Origin of the sequence: Saccharopolyspora sp. 7B (genome assembly GCF_020177435.1) — a bacterium.
Lineage (GTDB): Bacteria > Actinomycetota > Actinomycetes > Mycobacteriales > Pseudonocardiaceae > Saccharopolyspora_C > Saccharopolyspora_C gregorii.
In genome coordinates, this window is the sequence record NZ_JAIUKC010000025.1 from 52726 (window position 1) to 72638 (window position 19913).

Annotated in this window: 19 protein-coding genes, 2 tRNA genes and 1 pseudogene; 8 read left to right on the forward strand and 14 right to left on the reverse strand. The window is 72.7% G+C overall.

Annotation, left to right across the window (positions count from 1 at the left end; genetic code table 11):
• Positions 1 to 168 precede the first annotated feature (168 nt).
• Entirely contained in the window at positions 169 to 912 is a 744-nt protein-coding gene (locus tag LCD33_RS05250) for a LysR family transcriptional regulator substrate-binding protein (protein ID WP_224967153.1), read from the reverse strand.
• Positions 913 to 972: 60 nt separating this feature from the next.
• Between LCD33_RS05250 and LCD33_RS05255 the strand changes: the two genes are divergently transcribed.
• A complete protein-coding gene (locus LCD33_RS05255; RefSeq protein WP_224957535.1) occupies positions 973 to 1359 on the forward strand; it encodes a DUF5997 family protein in 387 nt (128 codons plus the stop codon).
• Positions 1360 to 1514: 155 nt separating this feature from the next.
• On the opposite strand, the gene LCD33_RS05260 is transcribed toward LCD33_RS05255, so the two are convergent.
• A complete protein-coding gene (locus LCD33_RS05260; RefSeq protein ID WP_224957536.1) occupies positions 1515 to 3116 on the reverse strand; it encodes an aldehyde dehydrogenase (NADP(+)) in 1602 nt (533 codons plus the stop codon).
• A gap of 160 nt (positions 3117 to 3276) precedes the next feature.
• Between LCD33_RS05260 and LCD33_RS05265 the strand changes: the two genes are divergently transcribed.
• Positions 3277 to 4149, forward strand: a complete 873-nt coding sequence (locus LCD33_RS05265) for a LysR substrate-binding domain-containing protein (RefSeq protein WP_224957544.1) — start codon at positions 3277 to 3279, stop codon at positions 4147 to 4149.
• A 140-nt stretch (positions 4150 to 4289) separates the two neighbouring features.
• Here LCD33_RS05265 and LCD33_RS05270 read toward each other — a convergent pair whose 3' ends face one another.
• A complete protein-coding gene (locus tag LCD33_RS05270) occupies positions 4290 to 4487 on the reverse strand; it encodes a hypothetical protein (RefSeq protein ID WP_224957537.1) in 198 nt (65 codons plus the stop codon).
• Positions 4488 to 4714: 227 nt separating this feature from the next.
• A complete protein-coding gene (locus LCD33_RS05275; RefSeq protein ID WP_224957539.1) occupies positions 4715 to 7099 on the reverse strand; it encodes a hypothetical protein in 2385 nt (794 codons plus the stop codon).
• A gap of 215 nt (positions 7100 to 7314) precedes the next feature.
• Here LCD33_RS05275 and LCD33_RS05280 point away from each other — a divergent pair, with 215 nt between their 5' ends.
• Both LCD33_RS05280 and LCD33_RS05285 read left to right on the forward strand, forming a co-directional pair.
• On the forward strand, positions 7315 to 8400 hold the full coding sequence (locus LCD33_RS05280; RefSeq protein WP_224977569.1) for an LLM class flavin-dependent oxidoreductase: 1086 nt from the start codon (positions 7315 to 7317) through the stop codon (positions 8398 to 8400).
• Complete coding sequence (locus tag LCD33_RS05285) at positions 8397 to 8993, forward strand: FMN reductase (protein ID WP_224977570.1); 597 nt, start codon at positions 8397 to 8399, stop codon at positions 8991 to 8993. The genes LCD33_RS05280 and LCD33_RS05285 overlap by 4 nt, the downstream gene beginning before the upstream one ends.
• 123 nt (positions 8994 to 9116) lie before the next feature.
• Here LCD33_RS05285 and LCD33_RS05290 read toward each other — a convergent pair whose 3' ends face one another.
• The 4 genes from LCD33_RS05290 to LCD33_RS05305 all read right to left on the reverse strand — a co-directional run bounded on the left by LCD33_RS05290 (position 9117) and on the right by LCD33_RS05305 (position 12201).
• Positions 9117 to 9812 carry a class A beta-lactamase-related serine hydrolase gene (locus tag LCD33_RS05290; protein ID WP_224977571.1) on the reverse strand — a complete coding sequence of 232 codons (696 nt, stop codon included), beginning with the start codon at positions 9810 to 9812 and terminating at the stop codon, positions 9117 to 9119.
• Positions 9813 to 10275: 463 nt separating this feature from the next.
• A tRNA-Ile gene (locus LCD33_RS05295) sits at positions 10276 to 10352 on the reverse strand.
• Positions 10353 to 10534: 182 nt separating this feature from the next.
• Entirely contained in the window at positions 10535 to 10738 is a 204-nt protein-coding gene (locus LCD33_RS05300) for a hypothetical protein (RefSeq protein WP_224959405.1), read from the reverse strand.
• 566 nt (positions 10739 to 11304) lie between these two features.
• Positions 11305 to 12201: an SDR family oxidoreductase gene (locus LCD33_RS05305; RefSeq protein WP_224977576.1), complete on the reverse strand. Its 897-nt coding sequence runs from the start codon at positions 12199 to 12201 to the stop codon at positions 11305 to 11307.
• 85 nt (positions 12202 to 12286) lie between these two features.
• Between LCD33_RS05305 and LCD33_RS05310 the strand changes: the two genes are divergently transcribed.
• Positions 12287 to 12850, forward strand: coding sequence for a TetR/AcrR family transcriptional regulator (locus LCD33_RS05310; RefSeq protein ID WP_224959406.1), 564 nt, complete (start codon positions 12287 to 12289; stop codon positions 12848 to 12850).
• On the opposite strand, the gene LCD33_RS05315 is transcribed toward LCD33_RS05310, so the two are convergent.
• Positions 12844 to 13194 (reverse strand): EthD domain-containing protein, encoded by a 351-nt coding sequence (locus LCD33_RS05315; protein WP_224977572.1) that lies wholly within the window; start codon positions 13192 to 13194, stop codon positions 12844 to 12846. The genes LCD33_RS05310 and LCD33_RS05315 overlap by 7 nt on opposite strands.
• 235 nt (positions 13195 to 13429) lie before the next feature.
• Here LCD33_RS05315 and argG point away from each other — a divergent pair, with 235 nt between their 5' ends.
• Positions 13430 to 14857: an argininosuccinate synthase gene (gene argG, locus LCD33_RS05320; protein ID WP_224959408.1), complete on the forward strand. Its 1428-nt coding sequence runs from the start codon at positions 13430 to 13432 to the stop codon at positions 14855 to 14857.
• Between the two features lie 64 nt (positions 14858 to 14921).
• On the opposite strand, the gene LCD33_RS05325 is transcribed toward argG, so the two are convergent.
• Positions 14922 to 15560 carry an HD domain-containing protein gene (locus tag LCD33_RS05325; protein WP_224959409.1) on the reverse strand — a complete coding sequence of 213 codons (639 nt, stop codon included), beginning with the start codon at positions 15558 to 15560 and terminating at the stop codon, positions 14922 to 14924.
• A gap of 98 nt (positions 15561 to 15658) precedes the next feature.
• On the opposite strand from LCD33_RS05325, the gene LCD33_RS05330 reads away from it, so the two are divergent.
• Entirely contained in the window at positions 15659 to 16612 is a 954-nt protein-coding gene (locus LCD33_RS05330) for a GlxA family transcriptional regulator (RefSeq protein ID WP_224959410.1), read from the forward strand.
• A gap of 3 nt (positions 16613 to 16615) precedes the next feature.
• On the opposite strand, the gene LCD33_RS05335 is transcribed toward LCD33_RS05330, so the two are convergent.
• On the reverse strand, positions 16616 to 17179 hold the full coding sequence (locus tag LCD33_RS05335; protein ID WP_224977573.1) for a helix-turn-helix domain-containing protein: 564 nt from the start codon (positions 17177 to 17179) through the stop codon (positions 16616 to 16618).
• A gap of 108 nt (positions 17180 to 17287) precedes the next feature.
• On the opposite strand from LCD33_RS05335, the gene LCD33_RS05340 reads away from it, so the two are divergent.
• Positions 17288 to 18118, forward strand: a complete 831-nt coding sequence (locus LCD33_RS05340) for a DMT family transporter (protein ID WP_224959413.1) — start codon at positions 17288 to 17290, stop codon at positions 18116 to 18118.
• 174 nt (positions 18119 to 18292) lie between these two features.
• Here the strand turns inward: LCD33_RS05340 and LCD33_RS05345 are convergent, their stop codons facing one another.
• From LCD33_RS05345 to LCD33_RS05355, 3 genes and pseudogenes are all read right to left on the reverse strand, one after another.
• Positions 18293 to 19054 (reverse strand): trypsin-like serine protease, encoded by a 762-nt coding sequence (locus tag LCD33_RS05345; RefSeq protein ID WP_224977574.1) that lies wholly within the window; start codon positions 19052 to 19054, stop codon positions 18293 to 18295.
• Between the two features lie 328 nt (positions 19055 to 19382).
• A tRNA-Asn gene (locus LCD33_RS05350) sits at positions 19383 to 19455 on the reverse strand.
• Between the two features lie 115 nt (positions 19456 to 19570).
• Positions 19571 to 19913, reverse strand: a pseudogene (locus LCD33_RS05355) (hypothetical protein); the annotation flags it as partial.

A 19913-nucleotide genomic window follows, 5' to 3' on the forward strand; every position in this document is an offset into this window, starting at 1 on the left:
GGGGCGGGCGGCTCGGCTCCGCAAGGACCGATCGACGGTGCCGGTTGTCCGGCCGTCCGGCGGCGGCACGGGACCTGTCGGGGGTTCCGGCGACCCGCCATCAGGGGGAGTCGGCGGCGCTCCGGGCGTGGTGGGGCCGTCGCTGCGCTGCGCGATCGGCCGCCGGGGTCAGGACCGGCGGCGCGGCCTGCCGCGCCCGCCGCCGGGGCGCGGGCCGCCCTTGCCGCGGCCGGGCTTCGGGGCGGGCGGCTTCTTCGCCGCGGGCTGCTTCTTGGCGGCCGGCTGCTTCGGCGTCTGCTCCTGGCGCCCGCGGGTGCTGTTCACCGTGCGGCCGCGCACGATCCCGATGAACTGCTCCACCAGGTCGGTGGTCTCCTCCTCCGGCCACGACAGCGCGACCCGCGACTGCGGGACGTCGGTGAGCGTCCGGTAGGTGAGGTCCTTGCGGTGGTGCAGCCGGGCCAGCGACTGGGGGACGACGAGCAGGCCGACGCCCGCGGCGACGAGCTCGACGGCGAGACCGGTGTTCGCGGGCCGCTCGAAGGCGGGTCGGCCCGGCGGCCGTTCCCAGCCGAGGGTGTCGTCCAGCGGGTGCTGCACGATCTCGTCGGCGAGGTCGGCGGGCCCCACCTCGTCGGCCGCGGTGATCACGTGGTCCTTCGGCACCACGACCACGGTCGTCTCGGTGTAGAGCGGGATCGCGTGCAGCCCGTCGCGGTCGGTCGGCAGCCGCAGCAGCGCCGCGTCGACCTCGCCGCCGCGCGCCAGGTCGGCCGCGGCGGCCGCCGGGGTGGCGACCAGGTGCAGCGGCACCGACGGAACCCGTTCGTTCCAGATCCGCACCCACTTGCCGGGGGTCACCCCGGGCACGTACGCGAGGGTGAACGACGACGATCCGACCGAGCCTGCCACCGGGCCAGGCTACCGGGCGTCACCGCAGGTACCGCGGGGCCGGGTCGATACCCTGGGCCCATGACGTCGCACAAGACCCCCCAGACGATGAAGCCCGCGACCGCGGCGAAGAAGCTGAACGTGTACCTCGAAGCCACCCCCGCGGAGTTCCAGGAGGGCGTGGTCTCGCGCGACGAGCTCAACGCCCTGCAGACCGACCCGCCGGAGTGGCTGCGCGAGCTGCGCCGCAACGGCCCGCACCCGCGCCCGGTGGTCGCCGCCCGGCTCGGCGTGTCCAACAGCGGCCTCGCCCGCGGTGGCATCACCGAGGCGCTCACCACCGAGCAGATCGAGGCGCTCAAGGCGGAGAACCCCGACTGGCTGCAGCACGAGCGCGCCACCCAGGCCGAGGTCCGCAAGGAGGCCGCCCGCATCAAGAACAAGTCCCGCGAGGACTCCGGCTCCTGATCGCTCCCGTGGCGGGGCGGGCGGCGGAGCCGCGCGGGACGGTCGTGGTCCCGGGGCGCGCCGCACGTCCGCACCCGTCGTGATCCCCCCCGGTCCGCGACGTGAACAGCGCCCGGCTCCGCTCGTGGCGGGGCCGCCCGCTGCGGTGCTCGGGGTCAGTGCTTGCCGAGTTCGCCGTCCACCCGGCGCCAGACCCTCTCGGGGTTGCCGTCGGCGAGGACGCTCGGCAGCAGCTCCGCGGGCAGGTCCTGGTAGGCCACCGGGCGCAGGAACCGGTCGATGGCCAGCGTGCCGACCGAGGTCGTCCGCGAGTCCGAAGTGGACGGGAACGGTCCACCGTGGACCATCGCGTGGCCGACCTCGACGCCGGTGGGCCAGCCGTTGAACAGGATCCGGCCCGCCGTGCGCTCCAAGGTGGGCAGCAGCGCGCCCGCTTCGGCGGTGTCCGCGGCGGTGGCGTGCACGGTGGCGGTGAGCTGCCCTTCCAGCCCGGCCGCGACCTCGCGGACCTGGGCGGCGTCGCGGCAGCGGATCACCAGCGAGGACGAGCCGAACACCTCGTCGTCCAGCCCGTCCCCGGCCAGGAACGACTCGGCGTCGGTGGCCAGCAGCGCGGCCCGGCAGGAGTGCGGCGCGTCGGATTCCCGGCCGCGGGCCAGCACGGTCACCTCGCCCTTGTCCGCCAGCGCCTGCACGCCCGACTCGTAGGCGCGGGCGATGCCCGGGGTGAGCATCGGGGTCGGGGTGGCGGCGCCGACCGCCTCGGCCGCGCTGTCCAGGAAGGTGGTCAGCTCCGGCCCGTCGACCGCGATGACCAGGCCGGGGTTGGTGCAGAACTGGCCGGACCCCATCGTGAGCGAGCCGACGAACTCGCCACCGAGCTCCGCGGCCCGCGCGGCGAGCGCCCCGGGCAGCAGGAAGACCGGGTTGATGCTGCTCATCTCCGCGTACACCGGGATCGGCTGCGGCCTGCGCTGCGCGGCGGCGGTCAGCGCGAGCCCGGCGCCGCGGGAACCGGTGAAGCCCACGGCCTGGATGCGCGGATCGGTGACCAGCGAGATCCCGAGGCTGCGGCCGCTGCCGAACAGCAGCGAGAAGGTACCCGCAGGCAGCCCGCAGGAGGCGACGGCGTCGCTGATGGCGCGCGCCACCAGCTCGCTGGTACCCGGGTGCGCGTCGTGCGCCTTGACCACCACGGGGCAGCCCGCTGCGAGCGCGGAGGCGGTGTCGCCACCGGCGACGGAGAAGGCCAGCGGGAAGTTACTGGCGCCGAACACGGCGACCGGGCCCAGCGGGATCTTGCGCTGCCGGATGTCGGCGCGCGGTGCGGGGGAGCGGTCCGGCTGCGCCGGGTCGATGCGCGCCCCGGTGAAGCTGCCCTCCCGCACGACCTGCGCGAACAGCCGCAGCTGCCCGGTGGTGCGACCGCGTTCGCCGGTGGTGCGGGCCAGCGGCAGGCCGCTCTCGGCGTGGGCGCGGGCGGAGAGGGTTTCGCCGATGGCCTCGATGTTGTCGGCGATGGTCTCCAGGAACACCGCGCGCTGCTCGAAGGTGGTGGCGCGGTAGGTCTCGAAGGCCTCGTCCGCCGCCGCGCACGCGCGCGCCACCTCGGCGTCGCCGCCGTGCGCGTAGGCCGGTTCGAGTTCGGCGCCGGTGGCCGGGTCGATCGCGCGGATCTGCTCGCCGTCGCCGAACACGGGGGTGCCCGCGATCAGCATCCGCCCGGTGAGGTCGGTGGCGGTGGTGCCTGTGGTCATGCGGTGGGTCCTCCTCGATCCGGGCGGTGCGGGAGCGGGGGCACGGCCTGGCGGCGCGCACATCCCGCCAGCGGTGACACTAAGATCCCCGACCGATGCGTGTCCAACTCCGATCGAGCATCGTCCGATGCTCGAAAGGCATCGCACGCGGGAGGCGAGCATGTTCACCCTCAACCAGCTCTCCGGGTTCGTCGCGGTGGCCGAAGAGCTCCACTACGGGCGGGCGGCGGCGCGGCTGCGGATGACCCAGCCGCCGCTGAGCAGGCAGATCCAGCTGCTGGAGCGGGACCTGCAGGTGCGGCTGTTCGACCGCAGCGGCCGCGCGGTGCGGCTGACCCCGGCGGGGCAGGCGTTCCTGCGCGATGCGCGGCGGCTGCTGCACGAGGCGGAGAACGCGACGCTGGCGGTGCGCCGGGTGCCCAGCGGTGAGGCGGGCGTGGTGCGCGTCGGGTTCACCGCGACCTCGGCTTACGGGAAGCTCGGCGGGGTGCTGGAGACGGCGCGGGAGCGGCTGCCGCACGTGGACGTGGTGCTGCGCGAGCTGGTGACCCGCGAGCAGCTGGACATGCTCTCCTCGGGCGCGCTGGACCTGGGGCTGGTGCGGCCGCCGATCACCCGCCCGGAGCTGGATTCCCGGCGGCTGCTGGCCGAGCCGCTGCTGGCGGCGTTGCCCGCGGGGCATCCGCTGGCCGCTGCGGAGCGGTTGAGCCCGGCGGACTTCGACGCCGCCGACGTGGTGATGTACTCGCCGACGGAGGCCCGCTACTTCCACGAGCTGCTGGTGAGCGTGTTCCGCGAGGCGCACGTCTCGCCGCGCTACACCCAGCACGTGAGCCAGGTGCACACGGTGCTGGCGCTGGTGCGCGCCGGGCTGGGTATCGCGCTGGTGCCGTCGACGGCGACGCTGCTGCGCTTCGACGGGGTGGTGCTGCGGCCGGTGGCGCTCCCGGATCCGGAACCGGTGGAGCTGCACCTCGCGTGGCGCCGGGCCAACGACAACCCGGCGCTGGGTGCCCTGCTCGCCCTCCTCTGACGACCCGCGCCAGGCGGAGCCCGCGGGGCGGGGCAAGTCAACCCCCGTTGACCGGAACGCCGGCGGAAGCGCCACCGGCAAGTCAGCCGTTGTTGACATCGTGCGCCCGCCCCGGTCACCGGGTCCGCGGTGCGCGGCCTTCAGGCGGGGATGGCGCAGCGGAGCATGCCGTCGTCCCCGCGGGTCGCCGTCGGGTTCGCGCGCAGCAAGCGCAGGGCCTCTTCGTCGAACCGCTGGAAGCCGAGGAACTCGCGGCCTGCCTCGCCGTCGCGGTACACGGCGGCCCATCCGTGCAGGTCGTCGCAGGTCACGTGGTAGGTGAGGGCGGGTGGCGCCAAGGTGGGCAAGGTGATCCCTCCGGGTCGGGCACTCAACGTGCTGATCGAGCACAGAGAGTATCCCCTCCGCGATCACTGCTCCATTCGGGGTAGCGAATTGGTGCCGACGGCGGTGCGTCGAGTCCGGTGCCGCGCGATCGCGGTGTGCCGGGGAGGCGCGGGCGGGTGTGGCAAGGACCCGCCGCGCGCCGTCCGGGGATCGTGCGCGGCGGGCGGCATCGCCACCGTCAGGTCTTGGCGGTCTCCGAACTCGCCGCGCCGGACCCGGGCTCGGCGTCCGCGGGAGCCGCGTCGGCGGTCGCGGGCTCGGAGCCGGCCGTCCCGTCCGGGTCGTCGGCCGCCGCGGCGTCCTTCTTCTTCCCCGGCTTCCGCTCGTAGCCCAGCAGGTGGTCCCGCAGCGCCACGTGCGTGAACCGGTAGCCACCGTCCACGTTGGACAGCAGGCTGCACCCGGCCAGCCCGCGCAGCAGCCGCGCCCGCCGCACCGGCAGCTCGCTGAGCGCCATCGCCCGCGCCAGCCACTCGGCGCCCGCGTTCTTCGCGGTGTCGAACGGGAACATGTCGGCGTGCCAGGCGGCGGGTGCGGCGAGGCCCGCGACCAGTACGCCGATGGCGACGTCCAAGGCGCGCTCGTCCAGCAGCGTCCCGGTGAACAGCACCGGGACCACCCCGATCAGCCCGGCCGCGGCGGCCACCGGTGCCGAGTTCTTCAGCCACGCCGAGCCCTTGCCGTCGAACTCCGCGTACTGGTCGTCGCCGAACTGCCACCACACCTCGTCGCGGGCCGCGGTGGTCAGCCCGGCGACGATGCCGAGCACCACGCCGATGCCCATCGCGGTGAGCATCTCCTGCGGTCCGAGCCAGATCGTGGTCACCCCGACCACCCCGGCCCCGGCGGCGCCGAGCGCGGCGCTGTTGCCGGGCATCTTCGACCAGGCCTCGACGGCGCTCATGATGGTGAGGAACGCGGTGAGGACCACCACCGGCACGCCGATCCACCACGGCTGCGCGGCGAGCCAGCTCGTGGCGGGCGTGGTGAGCCCGACGAGCGCGAGGCTCACGACGAGCCCGAGCACGTAGCCGCAGGCGGCCGTCGTCCAGCCCTGCGGCACGGTGCGCGCCAGCTGCGCGGGCCGCAGCCACGGCAGCCCGGAGAGGTGGTCGAGGAAGGCGATGTAGCCCACCAGCAGCGCCGCGGTGACGAGCGCGGCCGCGGGCCCGAGCAGCATCCCCATCGCCAGCGTCACGCCGGTGACGGCGCCGGCGAGCACCCCGGGCAGCCCCCGCGCGTACACGTGCACCACGGTGCTGGAGGGCAGGTACTTGGCCCACGCGACGAGGCTGGGCAGCCGGGTCCGGGCGGTGAGGTCGTTGCACAGCGGGCTCGCCGAGACCCGCGCGAGGAACCGCAGCGTGCGCAGCACTTTCTCCGCCGGGTAGCCGAGTTCGTCGGCGTGCTGGGCGGGGACCGCGGTGAGGTAGGCGTCGAAGACCTGGCGCCGCCGTTCGGCCGGGGTCCCGCTGAGCCGGACCTCCGACGGCGGCCGGTCCTGGTGGGCCAGTGCCATCAGGCTCAGCATGAGCGGCGAGTCGAGCAGTTCCGGCAGCTGCGGGTCGGTGCGCACGGCGCTGCGGATGCCGTCGACGCGGCGCCCGATGCGGGTGTAGAACTCGACGACCTGCTTGCGGGTGAGCGGGTTGATGGTGACGGTGTTGCTCAGCTGCAGCGGCTCGGTGAGCGCTTCGTGGTCGGTGCTGCGGCAGCACACGACGATCTCGGGGACGTCGAACTCGTCCCGCAGCTTGTTGATCGCGGTGACGCAGCGTTCCTGGTATTCGGGCGGCACTTCGTCGAGCCCGTCGAGCATCAGGCCGATGCGCCGCTGCTCCAGCCAGATCCGGCCGAGCGACGGGTGGATGTTGTAGCGGCGTTCGATCTCGCGCAGCAGCCACTTGCCGAAGTCGGTGGGCGGCGCGGGCCTGCGGTCGTCCCAGCGCCACCCGGACATGGCCCAGGAGCCGAGGTCGACGATCAGCGGGATGGGCCGCTTCGGGTCGCCGGCGGCGCGCAGCGCGAGCGCGCGGGTGAGCTCCAGCAGCAGGGTGGACTTGCCGGAGCCGGGTGCGCCAAGGACCAGCAGCGAGCCGTTCGCCTCGTCGAGGGTGCCGGGCAGGTCGGCGCCCGCGGGCAGCTTCGCCTTCTTGCCCGCGCTGTTCTGCACGACGACGTCGGCGGGCCGGGCGACGGTGGCGGGCACCTCGTCGCCGTCGACCAGCGCGGCCACGTGGGCGGCGAGCGAGCCGTTGAGCCGTTCGCGGGCGTACCGCTCGGCGCTGTGCACCGACCGCTCCCGGTTGGAGGGGGTGTTGAGCCGCCGGGCGGTGACGGGCTTGTCGGTGTTGGTGATGCGTTCCCACCCGGCGAGGGCGGCGCCGAAGAGCAGGAACACGATCACCAGTGGCCACAGGACGGCGGCGAGCGGGCGGAGGAACCCGGGCAGGTAACCGCCGGTTCCGATGCTGATGGCGGTGGGGACGAGGACCAGCGTGACGGCGATTCCCGCCCCGATGAGCAGCGCCGTCCGCACCGTGCGGGCGAGCCTGTTCTGCATGATCGTCTCTCCAGGGGTCGGCGTCCGCGCGTGCGCCTAGAACTATGGTCCGGCGGGCACGGACTGTAAACGCTCCATTCCGGTCTGTGTGGCCGAGTGTGATCGGCGCCGCCGTGAACGGCCTGCGGTGGACCGGCATGGAATAGTTAAAACTTCAACGATGTTCCAGCGGGTGCACCGGCGAACAGGACGGCCGGCGAGGTGAGGAGGGCGCAGTGCAGTTCGGCATCTTCAGCGTGGGGGACGTGACTCCCGACCCGACCACGGGCGCGGTACCCACCGAAGCGGGACGCATCCAGGCGATGGTGCGCATCGCGCAGCACGCCGAGGAGGTCGGTCTGGACGTGTTCGCCACCGGTGAGCATCACAACCCGCCGTTCGTGCCGAGTTCGCCGACGACGATGCTCGGTTATCTGGCGGCCCGTACCGAGCGGCTGGTCCTGTCCACCTCGACGACGCTGATCACCACGAACGATCCGGTGAAGATCGCTGAGGATTACGCGATGTTGCAGCACCTGGCGGGTGGCCGGGTGGACTTGATGATGGGTCGTGGCAACACGCCGCCGGTGTATCCGTGGTTCGGTCAGGACATCCGGCAGGGGATTCCGCTGGCGCTGGAGAACTACGCGTTGCTGCACCGGTTGTGGCGGGAGGACGTGGTGGACTGGGAGGGCCGGTTCCGCACGCCGCTGCAGGGCTTCACCTCGACCCCGCGACCGCTCGACGGGGTACCGCCGTTCGTGTGGCACGGGTCGATCCGGAGCCCGGAGATCGCCGAGCAGGCCGCGTACTACGGTGACGGTTTCTTCCACAACCACATCTTCTGGCCGCCGCAGCACGCGGCCCGGATGGTGCAGTACTACCGGGAGCGCTTCGCCCACTACGGCCACGGCACGCCGGAGCAGGCGATCGTCGGGCTCGGCGGGCAGGTGTTCCTGCGCCGCAACTCCCAGGACGCGGTGCGCGAGTTCCGGCCCTACTTCGACCACGCCCCGGTCTACGGCGGCGGTCCCTCGCTGGAGGACTTCTCCGCGCAGACCCCGTTGACCGTCGGTTCCCCGCAGCAGGTCATCGACCGCACCCTCGGCTTCCGCGAGTACGTCGGCGACTACCAGCGCCAGCTGTTCCTGATCGACCACGCGGGCCTGCCGCTGAAGACCGTGCTGGAACAGCTCGACCTCCTCGGCGAAGAGGTCGTCCCCGTGCTCCGCAAAGAATTCGCCGACCGCCGCGGCCCGAACGTGCCCGACGCACCCACCCACGAGTCCCGCGCCCAGCGCGCCGGAAGGAGCGACGCATGACCCGCATCCTGGCGATCTCGGCCGGCCTCTCCCAGCCCTCGTCCACCCGGCTGCTCGCCGACCGGCTCGTCGCGGCCACCCGCCACGAGCTCGGCGAGGAGGCCGAGGTCGAGGTGGTGGAACTGCGCGAGCACGCCCACGACATCACCGACAACCTGCTCACCGGATTCCCCGGCGCCCGCCTGCGCGAGGTCCTGGAACGGCTCGCCGCCGCCGACGGGCTGATCCTGGTGACGCCCACGTTCAGCGCCTCCTACAGCGGCCTGTTCAAGTCGTTCATGGACGTCGTCGAACCCGATGCGCTGCGGGGCAAGCCCGTGCTGATCGCCGCGACCGGCGGCACCGAGCGGCATTCGCTGGTGCTGGAGCACGCGCTGCGCCCGCTGCTGGCCTACCTCCGCGCGCACATCGTGCCCACCGGCGTCTACGCGGCCGGCTCCGATTGGGGCGGCGGCACCGAGCTCGGGCAGCGGATCACCCGCGCCGCGCGCGAACTCGTCGCCGCCGTGCGGCAACGACCGGAGCGGGAGAACACCGACCCGTTCGCGAATCCGGTGCCGTTCAAAGAACTCCTCCGCGGTGGCGCGACCTGACCAGCACCCCACCGGCACCGACCAGGACCAGTCGGCGGGGCGGTGGGGCTGCTGGTCACCGGCTCCGGTGGAGCAGCCCACCGAGCTCGACGCCTCGGCATCCGGATCTGGACCGGGGCGGCATCAGACGATCCGGTCGAGCGAACGGACCGCCTCGGTCAGCGCCGCCCTGGCCACCGCCCAGTCGGTGTCCGGCGGCCACGTGCTCAGCAGCACGACGACGAGATCGCGATCCCCGCCGACCAATCCGGTGGTGTGCAGCACGGTGTCGGTCTCGGTCGACCCCCACCCCTGCTTGATCGCCCAGCGGTGTCCGGGCAGACCGCCGGGAATGCCGAAGTACTGCGGAAATCCGTCCTCCGCGGTGCCGGGGGCCCGCCCCATCGCGCCCAGCAGCAGCTTGCGCGTGCCCGCGTCGGCCTGCGCCGCCAAGTACCGGTAGACCCGCGCGACATCGCTCGCGCTCATCCGGGTGCTCCCCCACTGCCCGGACGAATCCGGCGGCGCGGTGTCCGTCAGCTTCAGCTTCGCCGCCGTGCGCCGGACGATGTCCGGACCGCCGTGGGCGACCCACAACCGGCTCGCCACAGCGTCGTCGCTGGCCGAGAGCATCCGCTCAATCTCATCATCGGTGGTGGCGTCCCCGAGGCGCTCCACCGCGTCGATCGCGATCAGCAGCTTCACCACGGACGCCGTGGGGAAGCCGCTGTCGGCGTCGAGCCGAGCGACCTCCGCGCACGAATCCAGATCCACCACTTCGATCGCCACCGAGGTGCCTTCGGCGAACGACGGCAGCTTCTCCCGCACCGACCGGGCCACGTCGTCAGTCCCGGAACCCCGTGACACACCACCGCTGCACGACGACGCCCACCGAGAGGAATTCGCCACGCCCACGAGCCCGCCGACCACGCTCAGAACCACGACCACTGCCGCCGCGATCCAGATGCTCCTCCGCGCGTCCAACCTCATCGGCCCCCCTCAGACCGGGGGACGACCGACTCGGACCCTCGTCCGGCGACTCGTGAACCCCCACGTCCGGAAGACGCCCCATCGCGCCGCAGGTTCGGCCGGAACGTCGAACGAGCCCGCGATTGCTCCGAATGCAGGAAAGATCGGCGCTCAGGTACGTCGGCAGGCCGATCGGTGCACTCGATCACGCGGAGTGCCTGCTCCTCGAAGCGACCGCGAGCGCCGGCGGGCGGCGCGTGCGCTCGCACTACCCGGGGTCTCGCGCCGAAATCGACGAGATCGATCTCGCTTCGAACTTCGCCCGCTGGTCAGGTGGTGGGGCAGGTGGGACTTGAACCCACGGCTGACGGATTATGAGTCCGCTGCTCTGACCAACTGAGCTACTGCCCCCGAAGGCGTGATGAAACGCTCCTCTGGGTGATCGTAGCGAGGCTGGGCGGTGTGGGGCGCGTTGGGTTGCCCGCTCGACCGGGCGAAACCGGGCGGTCGCGGGCTGTCCGGAGCGGGAATTCCGGGCCGTGGCAGCAGAAAGGGCCGGCACCCGGAGGTGCCGGCCCGTGCTCGTCGCGGCGTCACATGAACGATGCGATGCTGAACGCGCCGGTCAGCTGGCCGATGATCACGATGGTGGCCAGCAGCGCGCTGATCCCGGCCACCGTCAGCAGCGACAGCATGACCAGGTAGACCAGAGCCCTGATCGGCTTCGGCAGCTGGGCCACCGAGGCCAGATCGGGCAGTGCGAAGTGGTTTTCCTTGCCGATCCCTGGAGCGGACATCCCGACTTCCCCCGTCCTTTAGTCGTCCCCGTTCTTGCACCACTGCTCCGAGGACGGAGAGCAGTGGGAGTTTCGTTGGTCCTCTCGCATCATGAATCGATTTGGTTCATGCCACGTGGCCGGGACCACTGGCTGATCCAGATCGTTCACGCCCGCTATGACCTGCGGGAAAACCTCAGGGGGAAGCGGGGTGTCGCGGCGCTGCACGAATCAGATCGCGGGTCTCGACAGAATCGTTATCCGACTCTGATCAATCCGAGACTGGTTCGCCCGAAAGAGTGCGATCGCGGAAAAGGGGCACCGAATCGGCGCCCCTTCGCGGTTCAGCAGGCCTTCGGCAGGCCGACCGATCTGATTTCCGGTCGTGGCGCGTCGATCCGGTCGCGATGTCCACATCTGCTCATGCGTCACGCACCCTGTTCGACCTGCTGGGACCGGTCCTCGGACCGTGCTGCCAGCATAGCAGCCGCCGCGGACCGCACCGATTCAGCCTCCTCCTCCGCGGCGCTCCCCTCAGGAACCGGTTTCTCCCGCCACCGCAGGGCTTTCCGGCCCGCCACCGGCGCTCAGCCCGAGTAGCCGCCCGCCGCGATGTCCGCGATCAACCCGGGCCCGGTCGGCGCCCAGCCGAGCAGTTGGCGGGTGCGGGCGTTAGCCCCCGCCGCGTCCACCCCGAAGAAGCCGCCGATCCAGCCGAAGTGCTCGGCGGCGTCCCGCGGATCGATCGATGCGGTCGGCAGGCCGAGGTGGTCGCCGATGGCGGCGGCGATGTCCCTGGCGAGCAGGCCTTCCTCGGCGACCGCGTGCACCCGCGTACCGGCGGGCGCACCGTCCAGCGCGAGCCGGGTCAGCCGCGCGGCGTCGGAGCGGTGCACCGCGGCCCACCGGTTCGCGCCGTCGCCGATGTAGCCGGCAACCCCGCGCTCCTTCGCGACCTTCACCAGCTGCGCGGTGAACCCGGGGTCGCCCGCCCCGTGCACGGTCGGCGCGAAGCGCAGCGCCACCGCGCGGACTCCGCGGTCCACGTAGGACAGCGCCAGGTTCTCGCTGCCACCGCGCGCCGAGTCGACGCCCTCGTGCGGTGACGAGTCGAGCTCGGTGGGCGGTTCGCCACCGGCCGCGAACCCGGCCAGGCCGGAGGCGAGCAGGAACGGCCGGTCGCTCCCGGCGAGGGCGTCGAGCATGCCCCGGACGGCGGCCTCCTCGGTGCGCCCCGCCGCGGTGAAGGCGCCGAAGTCGTGCTTGAAGGCCAGGTGCACCACGGCATCGGCCTTCGCGGCCGCGGCGGCGAGGCCTTCGGGGTCGTCGAGGTCGCCGCGGACCACGTCGGCGCCCGCGGCCGCGACTGCGGCGGCCGACCGGTCGGAGCGGGCCAGGCCGAGGACCTCGTGCCCGTTCGCGAGCAGTTCCGCGGTGACGGCCGAGCCGATCCAGCCGGAGGCGCCGGTGACGAAGACGCGCATGGCGTGCTCCTCTCCCTTGATGTCAGTGACTGTCATCGACAGTAGCACCTGATGTCAGTCGCTGCCATCACTACACTCACCGGTCATGAGCCGCTGGGAACCGGGCGCACGGGACCGGATGACGCGCGCCGCCGTGGAGCTGTTCGCCGAACGCGGCTTCGAGCGGACCACCGCCGGCGACATCGCCGAGCGCGCCGGGGTCACCGAACGCACCTTCTTCCGGCACTTCGCCGACAAGCGCGAAGTCCTCTTCGACGGCGGCCGCGCGATGGAGCAGGCCGTGCACGACGGGATCGCGGCCGCCGCCGACGACGTCCCACCGCTGGACGCCGCACTGCTCGGGGTCGCCGCGAGCACCGAACTGCTCGAAGCGCGCCGCGAGCACGCCGCCCGCCGCGCGGAGATCATCGCCGCCACCCCGGTGTTGCGGGAGCGGGAGCTGCTCAAGCTCGCGGGCATGGCCGAGACCGCCACGAGGGCGCTGCGCGAGCGCGGGACGCCCCCGCGGGACGCCGAACTCGCCGCGCACGCCGCGATGAGCGTCTTCCAGGTCGCGTTCGGGCGCTGGATCGCCGGCGGCGCACCCGACCTCGCGATCTGCGTGCGGGAGGACGCCGCCGAGCTGCGCGCCCTGCTCGCCGATCACTGATCGCCGAGGAACACCTGCTCGCGGGTGAAGTAGAACTCGCTGCGGGACATGTCGATGAAGCGCTGCTCGTCCGGCCGGATCACGTCCCGGTAGTCGGCCGAGGCCGTCAGCGCCGCGAGGTCCTCCGCCGAGTCGAACCACTGCCGCACCACCGCGTCCACGGTCGCCTCGGGGATGCCCGGCACCCCGAGCGGCCGCGGGTGCTCCACCACGTAGCGGCGCACGTACCGGGCGGCGACGGGCAGCGAGGCGACCAGCGGGGCGTGGTGCTCCCGGTGGTGCCGCACGAACTGCTCGTGGGAGAGCTCCGGCAGGCGGCGCAGCAGGCTCACGAGGATCACCACGCGCTCCACCCTAGTTCGCGCACCGGCCGGATCAACGCGCCTTCCGGGTGGCGCACGCCGCCGGCCGGTGGACCGCGCGCTGCTCCGTCCGCACGCGGCCACGACCTCGGAATTGCATATTTATGCGCCATTCCTCGCGCGGCTCACGAGCACCGGAGGTGACCGTTCGGACAGTCCAGGCACTGCGGAATCCCTGCCCTTCGAGGACCGGAACGACGCCTGTTACGATGAATACATGTCGAAGGTCCTGAATAATCTTCCAGTGGGTGAGCGCGTCGGCATCGCCTTCTCCGGCGGGCTGGACACCTCGGTCGCGGTGGCGTGGATGCGCGAGCGCGGCGCCCTGCCGTACACCTACACCGCCGACATCGGCCAGTACGACGAGCCGGACCTGTCGGACGTGCCGGAACGCGGGCGCGTCTACGGGGCCGAGCGCGCCCGGCTGATCGACTGCCGCGCCGCACTGGTCGAGGAGGGCTTCGCCGCGCTGGCCTGCGGTGCCTTCCACATCCGCTCCGGCGGACAGGCGTACTTCAACACGACGCCGCTGGGCCGCGCGGTGGTGGGCACGCTGCTGGTGCGCGCGATGCGCGAGGACGACGTGTCCATCTGGGGCGACGGCTCCACCTACAAGGGCAACGACATCGAGCGCTTCTACCGGTACGGCCTGCTGGCCAACCCGGACCTGCGCATCTACAAGCCGTGGCTGGACGAGGCCTTCGTCGGCGAACTCGGCGGCCGGGACGAGATGTCCGCGTGGCTGGTCGAGCGGGAACTGCCGTACCGCGACTCCGCGGAGAAGGCGTACTCCACCGACGCCAACATCTGGGGCGCCACCCACGAGGCCAAGAAGCTCGAATTCCTCGACACGCCGCTGGAGATCGTCGAGCCGATCATGGGCGTGCGGTTCTGGGACTCCGACGTGGAGATCCCGGCCGAGGACGTCACCGTCGAGTTCCGGCACGGCCGCCCGGTGCGGATCAACGGCAAGTCCTTCGACTCCGACGTGGACCTGGTGCACGAGGCCAACGCCATCGGCGGCAGGCACGGGCTCGGCATGTCCGACCAGATCGAGAACCGGATCATCGAGGCCAAGAGCCGCGGCGTGTACGAGGCGCCGGGCATGGCGCTGCTGCACATCACCTACGAGCGGCTGCTCAACGCGGTGCACAACGAGGACTCGGTGGCCATGTACCACACCGAGGGCCGCCGCCTCGGCAGGCTGCTCTACGAGGGCCGCTGGTTCGATCCGCAGGCGCTGATGCTGCGGGAGTCCATGCAGCGCTGGATCGGCTACCCGGTCACCGGCAGCGTCACCGTGCGGCTGCGCCGCGGCTGGGACCACACGGTGCTCAACACCGAGGGCCCGAACCTGAGCTACCACCCGGACAAGCTGTCCATGGAGCGCAGCAAGGACCAGGCGTTCGTGCCGAACGACCGCATCGGCCAGCTGTCCATGCGGAACCTGGACATCGCGGACTCGCGCAGCATGCTGGAGTTGTACGAGGGCGGCGGGCACGGGGCGCTCACCGCGTGGGGCGAGCTCGTCGGCGAGCTGGCGCCGGGCGGGGCGAACGCGATCGCCGCGCGCGCCGAAGGCGAGGACGGCGGTGTCGAGTCCGACGCGCTGGACCACGCGGCCATCGAGGTCGGCACGGACTGACCCCGACCGTCCGACGGGGCGGTGCGACCTGGTGTCGCACCGGCCCGTGGCGTTCCTCCGGGGCTCATTCCGGCCACGGAGAATCCCGGATCACCTCGACGAAGTCGCCGCGCACGAAACCGGGCACGAAGTGGGCCAGCACGTCCGCCTTGACGTTGCCGAAGGTCGTCTCCGGACGGTGCCGGATGCCGTCGGTGAACGCGGCGAGGATCCCGTTCTTGAAGTCCGGGCGCGGGTGCGCGCCGACGACCGCGGCCCGCTGCTCCTCCCCCACCTCGTGGTAGCCGAGGCCCAGCACGTCCAGCTCCACGCCGCGGGTGACCAGCGCGATCTCCGGCGCCATGTGCAGCGGGATCTCCGGGGTGGTGTGCAGGGCGATCGCCGTCCACACCCGGTCCGCCGGCTCCCCGTCGACGCCGTGCTCGCGCAGGAAGCGGCGGGCCTCGTCGGCGCCGTCGATCTCGAAGCGCTGGTCGTCGCGGCGGAACCGCTCGGTGAGTCCGAGGTCGTGGAACATCGCCCCCACGTAGAGCAGTTCCGGGTCGAACCGCAGCCCGTCCCGCCGCCCGCGCAGCGCTCCCCACAGGAACACCCGCCGCGAGTGGTCGTAGACCAGCGGCGATGCCACGTCCCGCACCAGCTCGGTGGCCGCCCGGGCCAACGCGCCGTCCGGGATCTCCACGCCCGCGATGGTCTCGCTCATCGATGCCGCCTCTCGTCTCGGTGCCCGACGAGACCAGGTTCGCCCGGCGGCTACCGTGGCGCCATGTCCTCGCAGCCCGGAACACCACGGATCCGGACATGACGCACCGCGTCGCGTTCCTGGTGTTCGACGGGGTGACCATGCTCGACGTCAGCGGGCCCGCCGAGGTGTTGCACCAGGCGGGACTGCTCGGCCACCGGTACGAGGTGGTGCTGGTCTCCCCCGGCGGCGGCCCGGTCGCCACCGCCACCGGCCCGGCGCTGGGCCCGACCACCGCGGCCGCCGACGCCGGACCCGTGGACACGGCGGTGATCGCCGGTGGTGAGCGGCTCGTGCCCGCTCCGGTGGACGAGGAACTGCTGTCGGCGGCGCGCACCCTCACCGCGGGCGCGCCGCGGGTCGCGTCGGTGTGCACCGGAGCGTTCCTGCTGGCGGAGCTGGGCCTGCTCGACGGGCGCCGGGCCACCACCCACTGGCGGCACGCGGACGCGCTGGCGCGGCGGTACCCCGCGGTGCGCGTGGAACCGGACGCCATCCACGTGCGCGACGGGCGCTACGTCAGCTCCGCGGGCATCAGCGCGGGCATCGATCTGGCGCTGGCTCTGGTGGAGGAGGACCACGGGGCGGAGGGCGCCCGGCACATCGCGCGGGAGATGGTCGTGTTCCTGCACCGGCCGGGCGGCCAGTCGCAGTACTCGACGGCGACCGCCCCGCCCCCGGCGCGGGCCGCGCAGCTGCGCGCGGTGCTCGACGCGGTGCTCGGCGACCCGGCCGGGGATCACCGCCCGGCGTCGATGGCGCGGGCCGCGGCCGTCAGCACCCGGCACCTGAGCAGGTTGTTCCGCGCGGAGCTGGGGACGACGCCCGCGTGCTGGGTCGAACGGGTCCGGCTGGACCGGGCGCAGCGGCTGCTGCTGGACGGGCACTCGGTCACCTCGGCGGCCCGGGACAGCGGGCTGGGTTCGGACGAGGCGCTGCGCCGCGCGTTCACCCGGCACCTGGGCACCACGCCGACGGACTACCGCAGGCGGTTCGGGTCCACCCGCGGCTGATCGTCAGGGCAGCACCACGGTCATGACCAGTTCGCAGGTCTCCTCGCCCGCGCCGCGGTAGCCGTGCGGGACGTCGCCGTCGAAGGTGGCGGTGCACCCGGCGGGCACCTCGTGCTCGGCGCCGTCGACGACCAGGAGCATCCGGCCGGAGAGCACGGTGACGGTCTCCACGACACCGGCCTGGTGGGGGTGGCTGGGGTACTCCTCGCCGGGTTCCAGCCGCCAGCGCCAGATCTCGGTGGGCGCGGGGCCGCGCGCGGTGAGCACGAGGCGGGCCTCGCCGCCGCGCTCCCCGGTCCACAGCGGTTCGACGGAGGCGGCGTCCACCACGCGCACGCGGCTCGACGCGGCGCCCTGGACCAGGTCGGACACCGGGACGCCGAGGGTGTCGGCGAGGCGCACCAGGGTGCCCAGGTTCGGGTTGCCCTGCGCGCGTTCCAGGCTCACCAGCGCGCCCTTGCTGACCTGGGCGCGGCGGCCGAGTTCTTCCAGGGACAGGCCGGCGCGGGTGCGGGCGGCCCGGACGTTCTGCGCGACCGTGCGCAGCGCGGCCTCCGACTCGGGCATCTGCTCACCTTCCGGTCGTTTGATTGTACTCACAGGTCGTTCGGTTGACAGGAAGCGGACTGTTCGCTGTACGGTGCGGTCGTTCCGTTGAACCGTAAGGGATGTGCTGTGCTCGCTCTACTGCTGGCCCTCGGCAGCTCGCTCGCGTACGGGTGCGCCGACTTCCTCGGCGGCGTCGGCGCCCGCGGCGCCCACGTGCTGCGGACCGTGGTGATCGCCGCCCCGGCCAGCCTCGCCGTCGAACTCGCGCTGTGGCCGCTGCTCGGCGCCTCCTTCAGCCCCGGAGCCCTCGGCTGGGGCGCCGCCTCGGGCGTCGTGTCGGCGGCCGCGTTCGCGCTGCTCTACCGGACGCTGGCGATCGGGCCGATGAACGTGCTCTCCCCGGTCACCGCGCTCGTCTCGGCCGGGCTGCCGGTCGCGGTGGGCCTGCTGCAGGGCGAGCGGCTGGCGCTCGCCGGCGGGATCGGTCTCGCGCTGGCACTGATCGCCGTGGTGCTGGTCAGCGCGGGACCCGGTGCCGGGCGGCCGTCCCGCGGGGCGCTGCTGCTGGCGTTCGGAGCGGGGGCCGCGATCGCGCTGCAGCTGGTGTTCCTGCACCAGGCGCCCGCCGACAGCGGGGTGGCGCCGCTGATCGTCGGCCGCGCCGTGTCCTCGGCGGTCACGCTGACCGCGGCCGGACTGCTGCACCGCAGGCTCGGGTCCCGGCGGCCGGCGTACGCGGTCTCGGCCGCGGCGGGCGTGCTGGACTCGGTGGCGAACCTGCTGTTCCTGCTCGCCGCGCGCAGCGGCGACCTCACCGTCGTCGCCGTGATCGTCGCGCTGTACCCGGCGGGCACGGTGCTGCTGGCCCGCGGCGTCCTCGCCGAACGCATCCACCCCGGCCAGCTGCTGGGCCTCGGCACCGCGGCCGTCGCAGTCGGCCTGCTGGCCGCCACTTGATCACCGTTTCCGGCGGGGCCGAGCGGCGGAACCCCGCCGGGCCGTGTCCTCCTCCCGCCTGCGGCGAAGCCGCTGAGGTTCCGCCACCCGAGCACTACCCGACTGGAGTGGGAAGACAGGCAATGAGGTTCCGCCACCCGCCCCCTCCGGAACAGGAGTGGAGCGGAAGAGCGATCAACGGGTCGCGATGGTGTTCTCGATCCAGGCTCGGTGGGCGGTGAGGTCGGTGTAGATCCCGGGACCGCTCGCGCAGTTCGGGTCGGCGTCGCCGTCGCGGCTGGTCGCCCCGATCAGCTCCCACGCGCCGGGCCGTCCCTTGAGCTGCGGGCCACCGGAATCGAGGATGCAGGCCTGCGCGCCCTCGGTGGGGCTGTCGGTGCACAGCTCGTTCGCCGGGTCGTAGTTCTCGCTGCACCGGTCGTCCGCGACGAGTTCGGTGTCCAGCTCCTGCAGCACGGTCGGCAGGTCCGGGCACTCGCTGCCGTCCTCGCAGGTCATGCCCCAGCCGAGGATGCGGGTGGGGGTGCCTGCCGGTCCGGAGTCGGCGGCCAGCTCGATCGGTTGGGCCCGCACCGGGTGGTCGAGCTTCATCACGGCCACGTCGTCGTGGAACGGCTCGTAGGAGAAGTCGGGGTGCGCGATCACCTCGGTGACCTTCGCCGTCTCCCCCTTCGTGCGGTCATGGTCGCCGATCTGCACCGAGAGCTGCTGCGGTTCGAGGTTCACCGTGCAGTGCCCGGCGGTGACGATCCAGTCGGGCGCGATCAGCGAGCCGCCGCAGTAGTGTTGCCCGTCCTTCTGCACGCTCACCATGAACGGGTAGTCCGCGGTGGCGTCGTGCCCGCCGATGATCGCCGATGCCGCGGGGGTGAACGCCGCGGTCAGCGCGACCGCCCCCGCCGTGCCGAGCAGCGCCGCCTTGCCGAGCTTGACCATGTGGTCCTCCTGGGTGGTCCCGTGTTCCGATCACCCGCAAAGCTAGGGCCCGGCGACGGCCGCGAGATCACCTCGAAGTCCACGGCGAGGTCGTACTTCCGGGCAAGTGCGCCTCGCCCGGAAGTCGCACGACGGGCGCCCCGGTGCCCGGCCACCCGCGCCCGGCAGGCGACCCGGTACAGCAGCCCGCCGGGCGAGCGTGCGGAACCGCTCACCGGATATCCACGAACGAGTGAACGAAGGCCGGGGGCGCGATTCGCACCGAGAGATCTCCGGACGACGAAAGAGCGAAGCCCCAGGCCTGTGACCTGGGGCTTCGCTCGAAAAGCTCCTCCGACTGGACTCGAACCAGTAACCCTTCGGTTAACAGCCGAATGCTCTGCCAATTGAGCTACGGAGGAATATTCGATTTCCATCAGCTCTCGTTCGTGCTGACGGGAACCACTCTAGCGCATCGTTCCGGGCCCGTTCACACCCCCCTCCGTTCAAGAACATCGCAGGTGAGCGGGTCCGGGATCAGGGCTTGTGGGCGACGACGAAGATCCGCCGGAACGGGAACCACGTGGTGCCGTCGGCACGCGCGGGATAACTGGTGCGCAGCCGGTCGGCGAGCGCGGCGCGGAACCGCTGCCAGTCCGGCTCGTCCAGCGCGGCGCGCACCGGGCGCAGCGCCGTGCCGGTCACCCATTCCAGGACGGGGTCGGGGCCGCTGAGGCGGTGCGCGTAGGTGGTCTCCCAGGCGTGGGGGGGGGCGCCGCGGGGGGGGGGCGCGGGCGCGGCCGCCGCGGGCGCGGGCGCCCCCCCGGCGCCCCCCCCCCCCCCCCCCGGCCCCCCCCCCCCCCGCCCCCCCGCCCCGGCG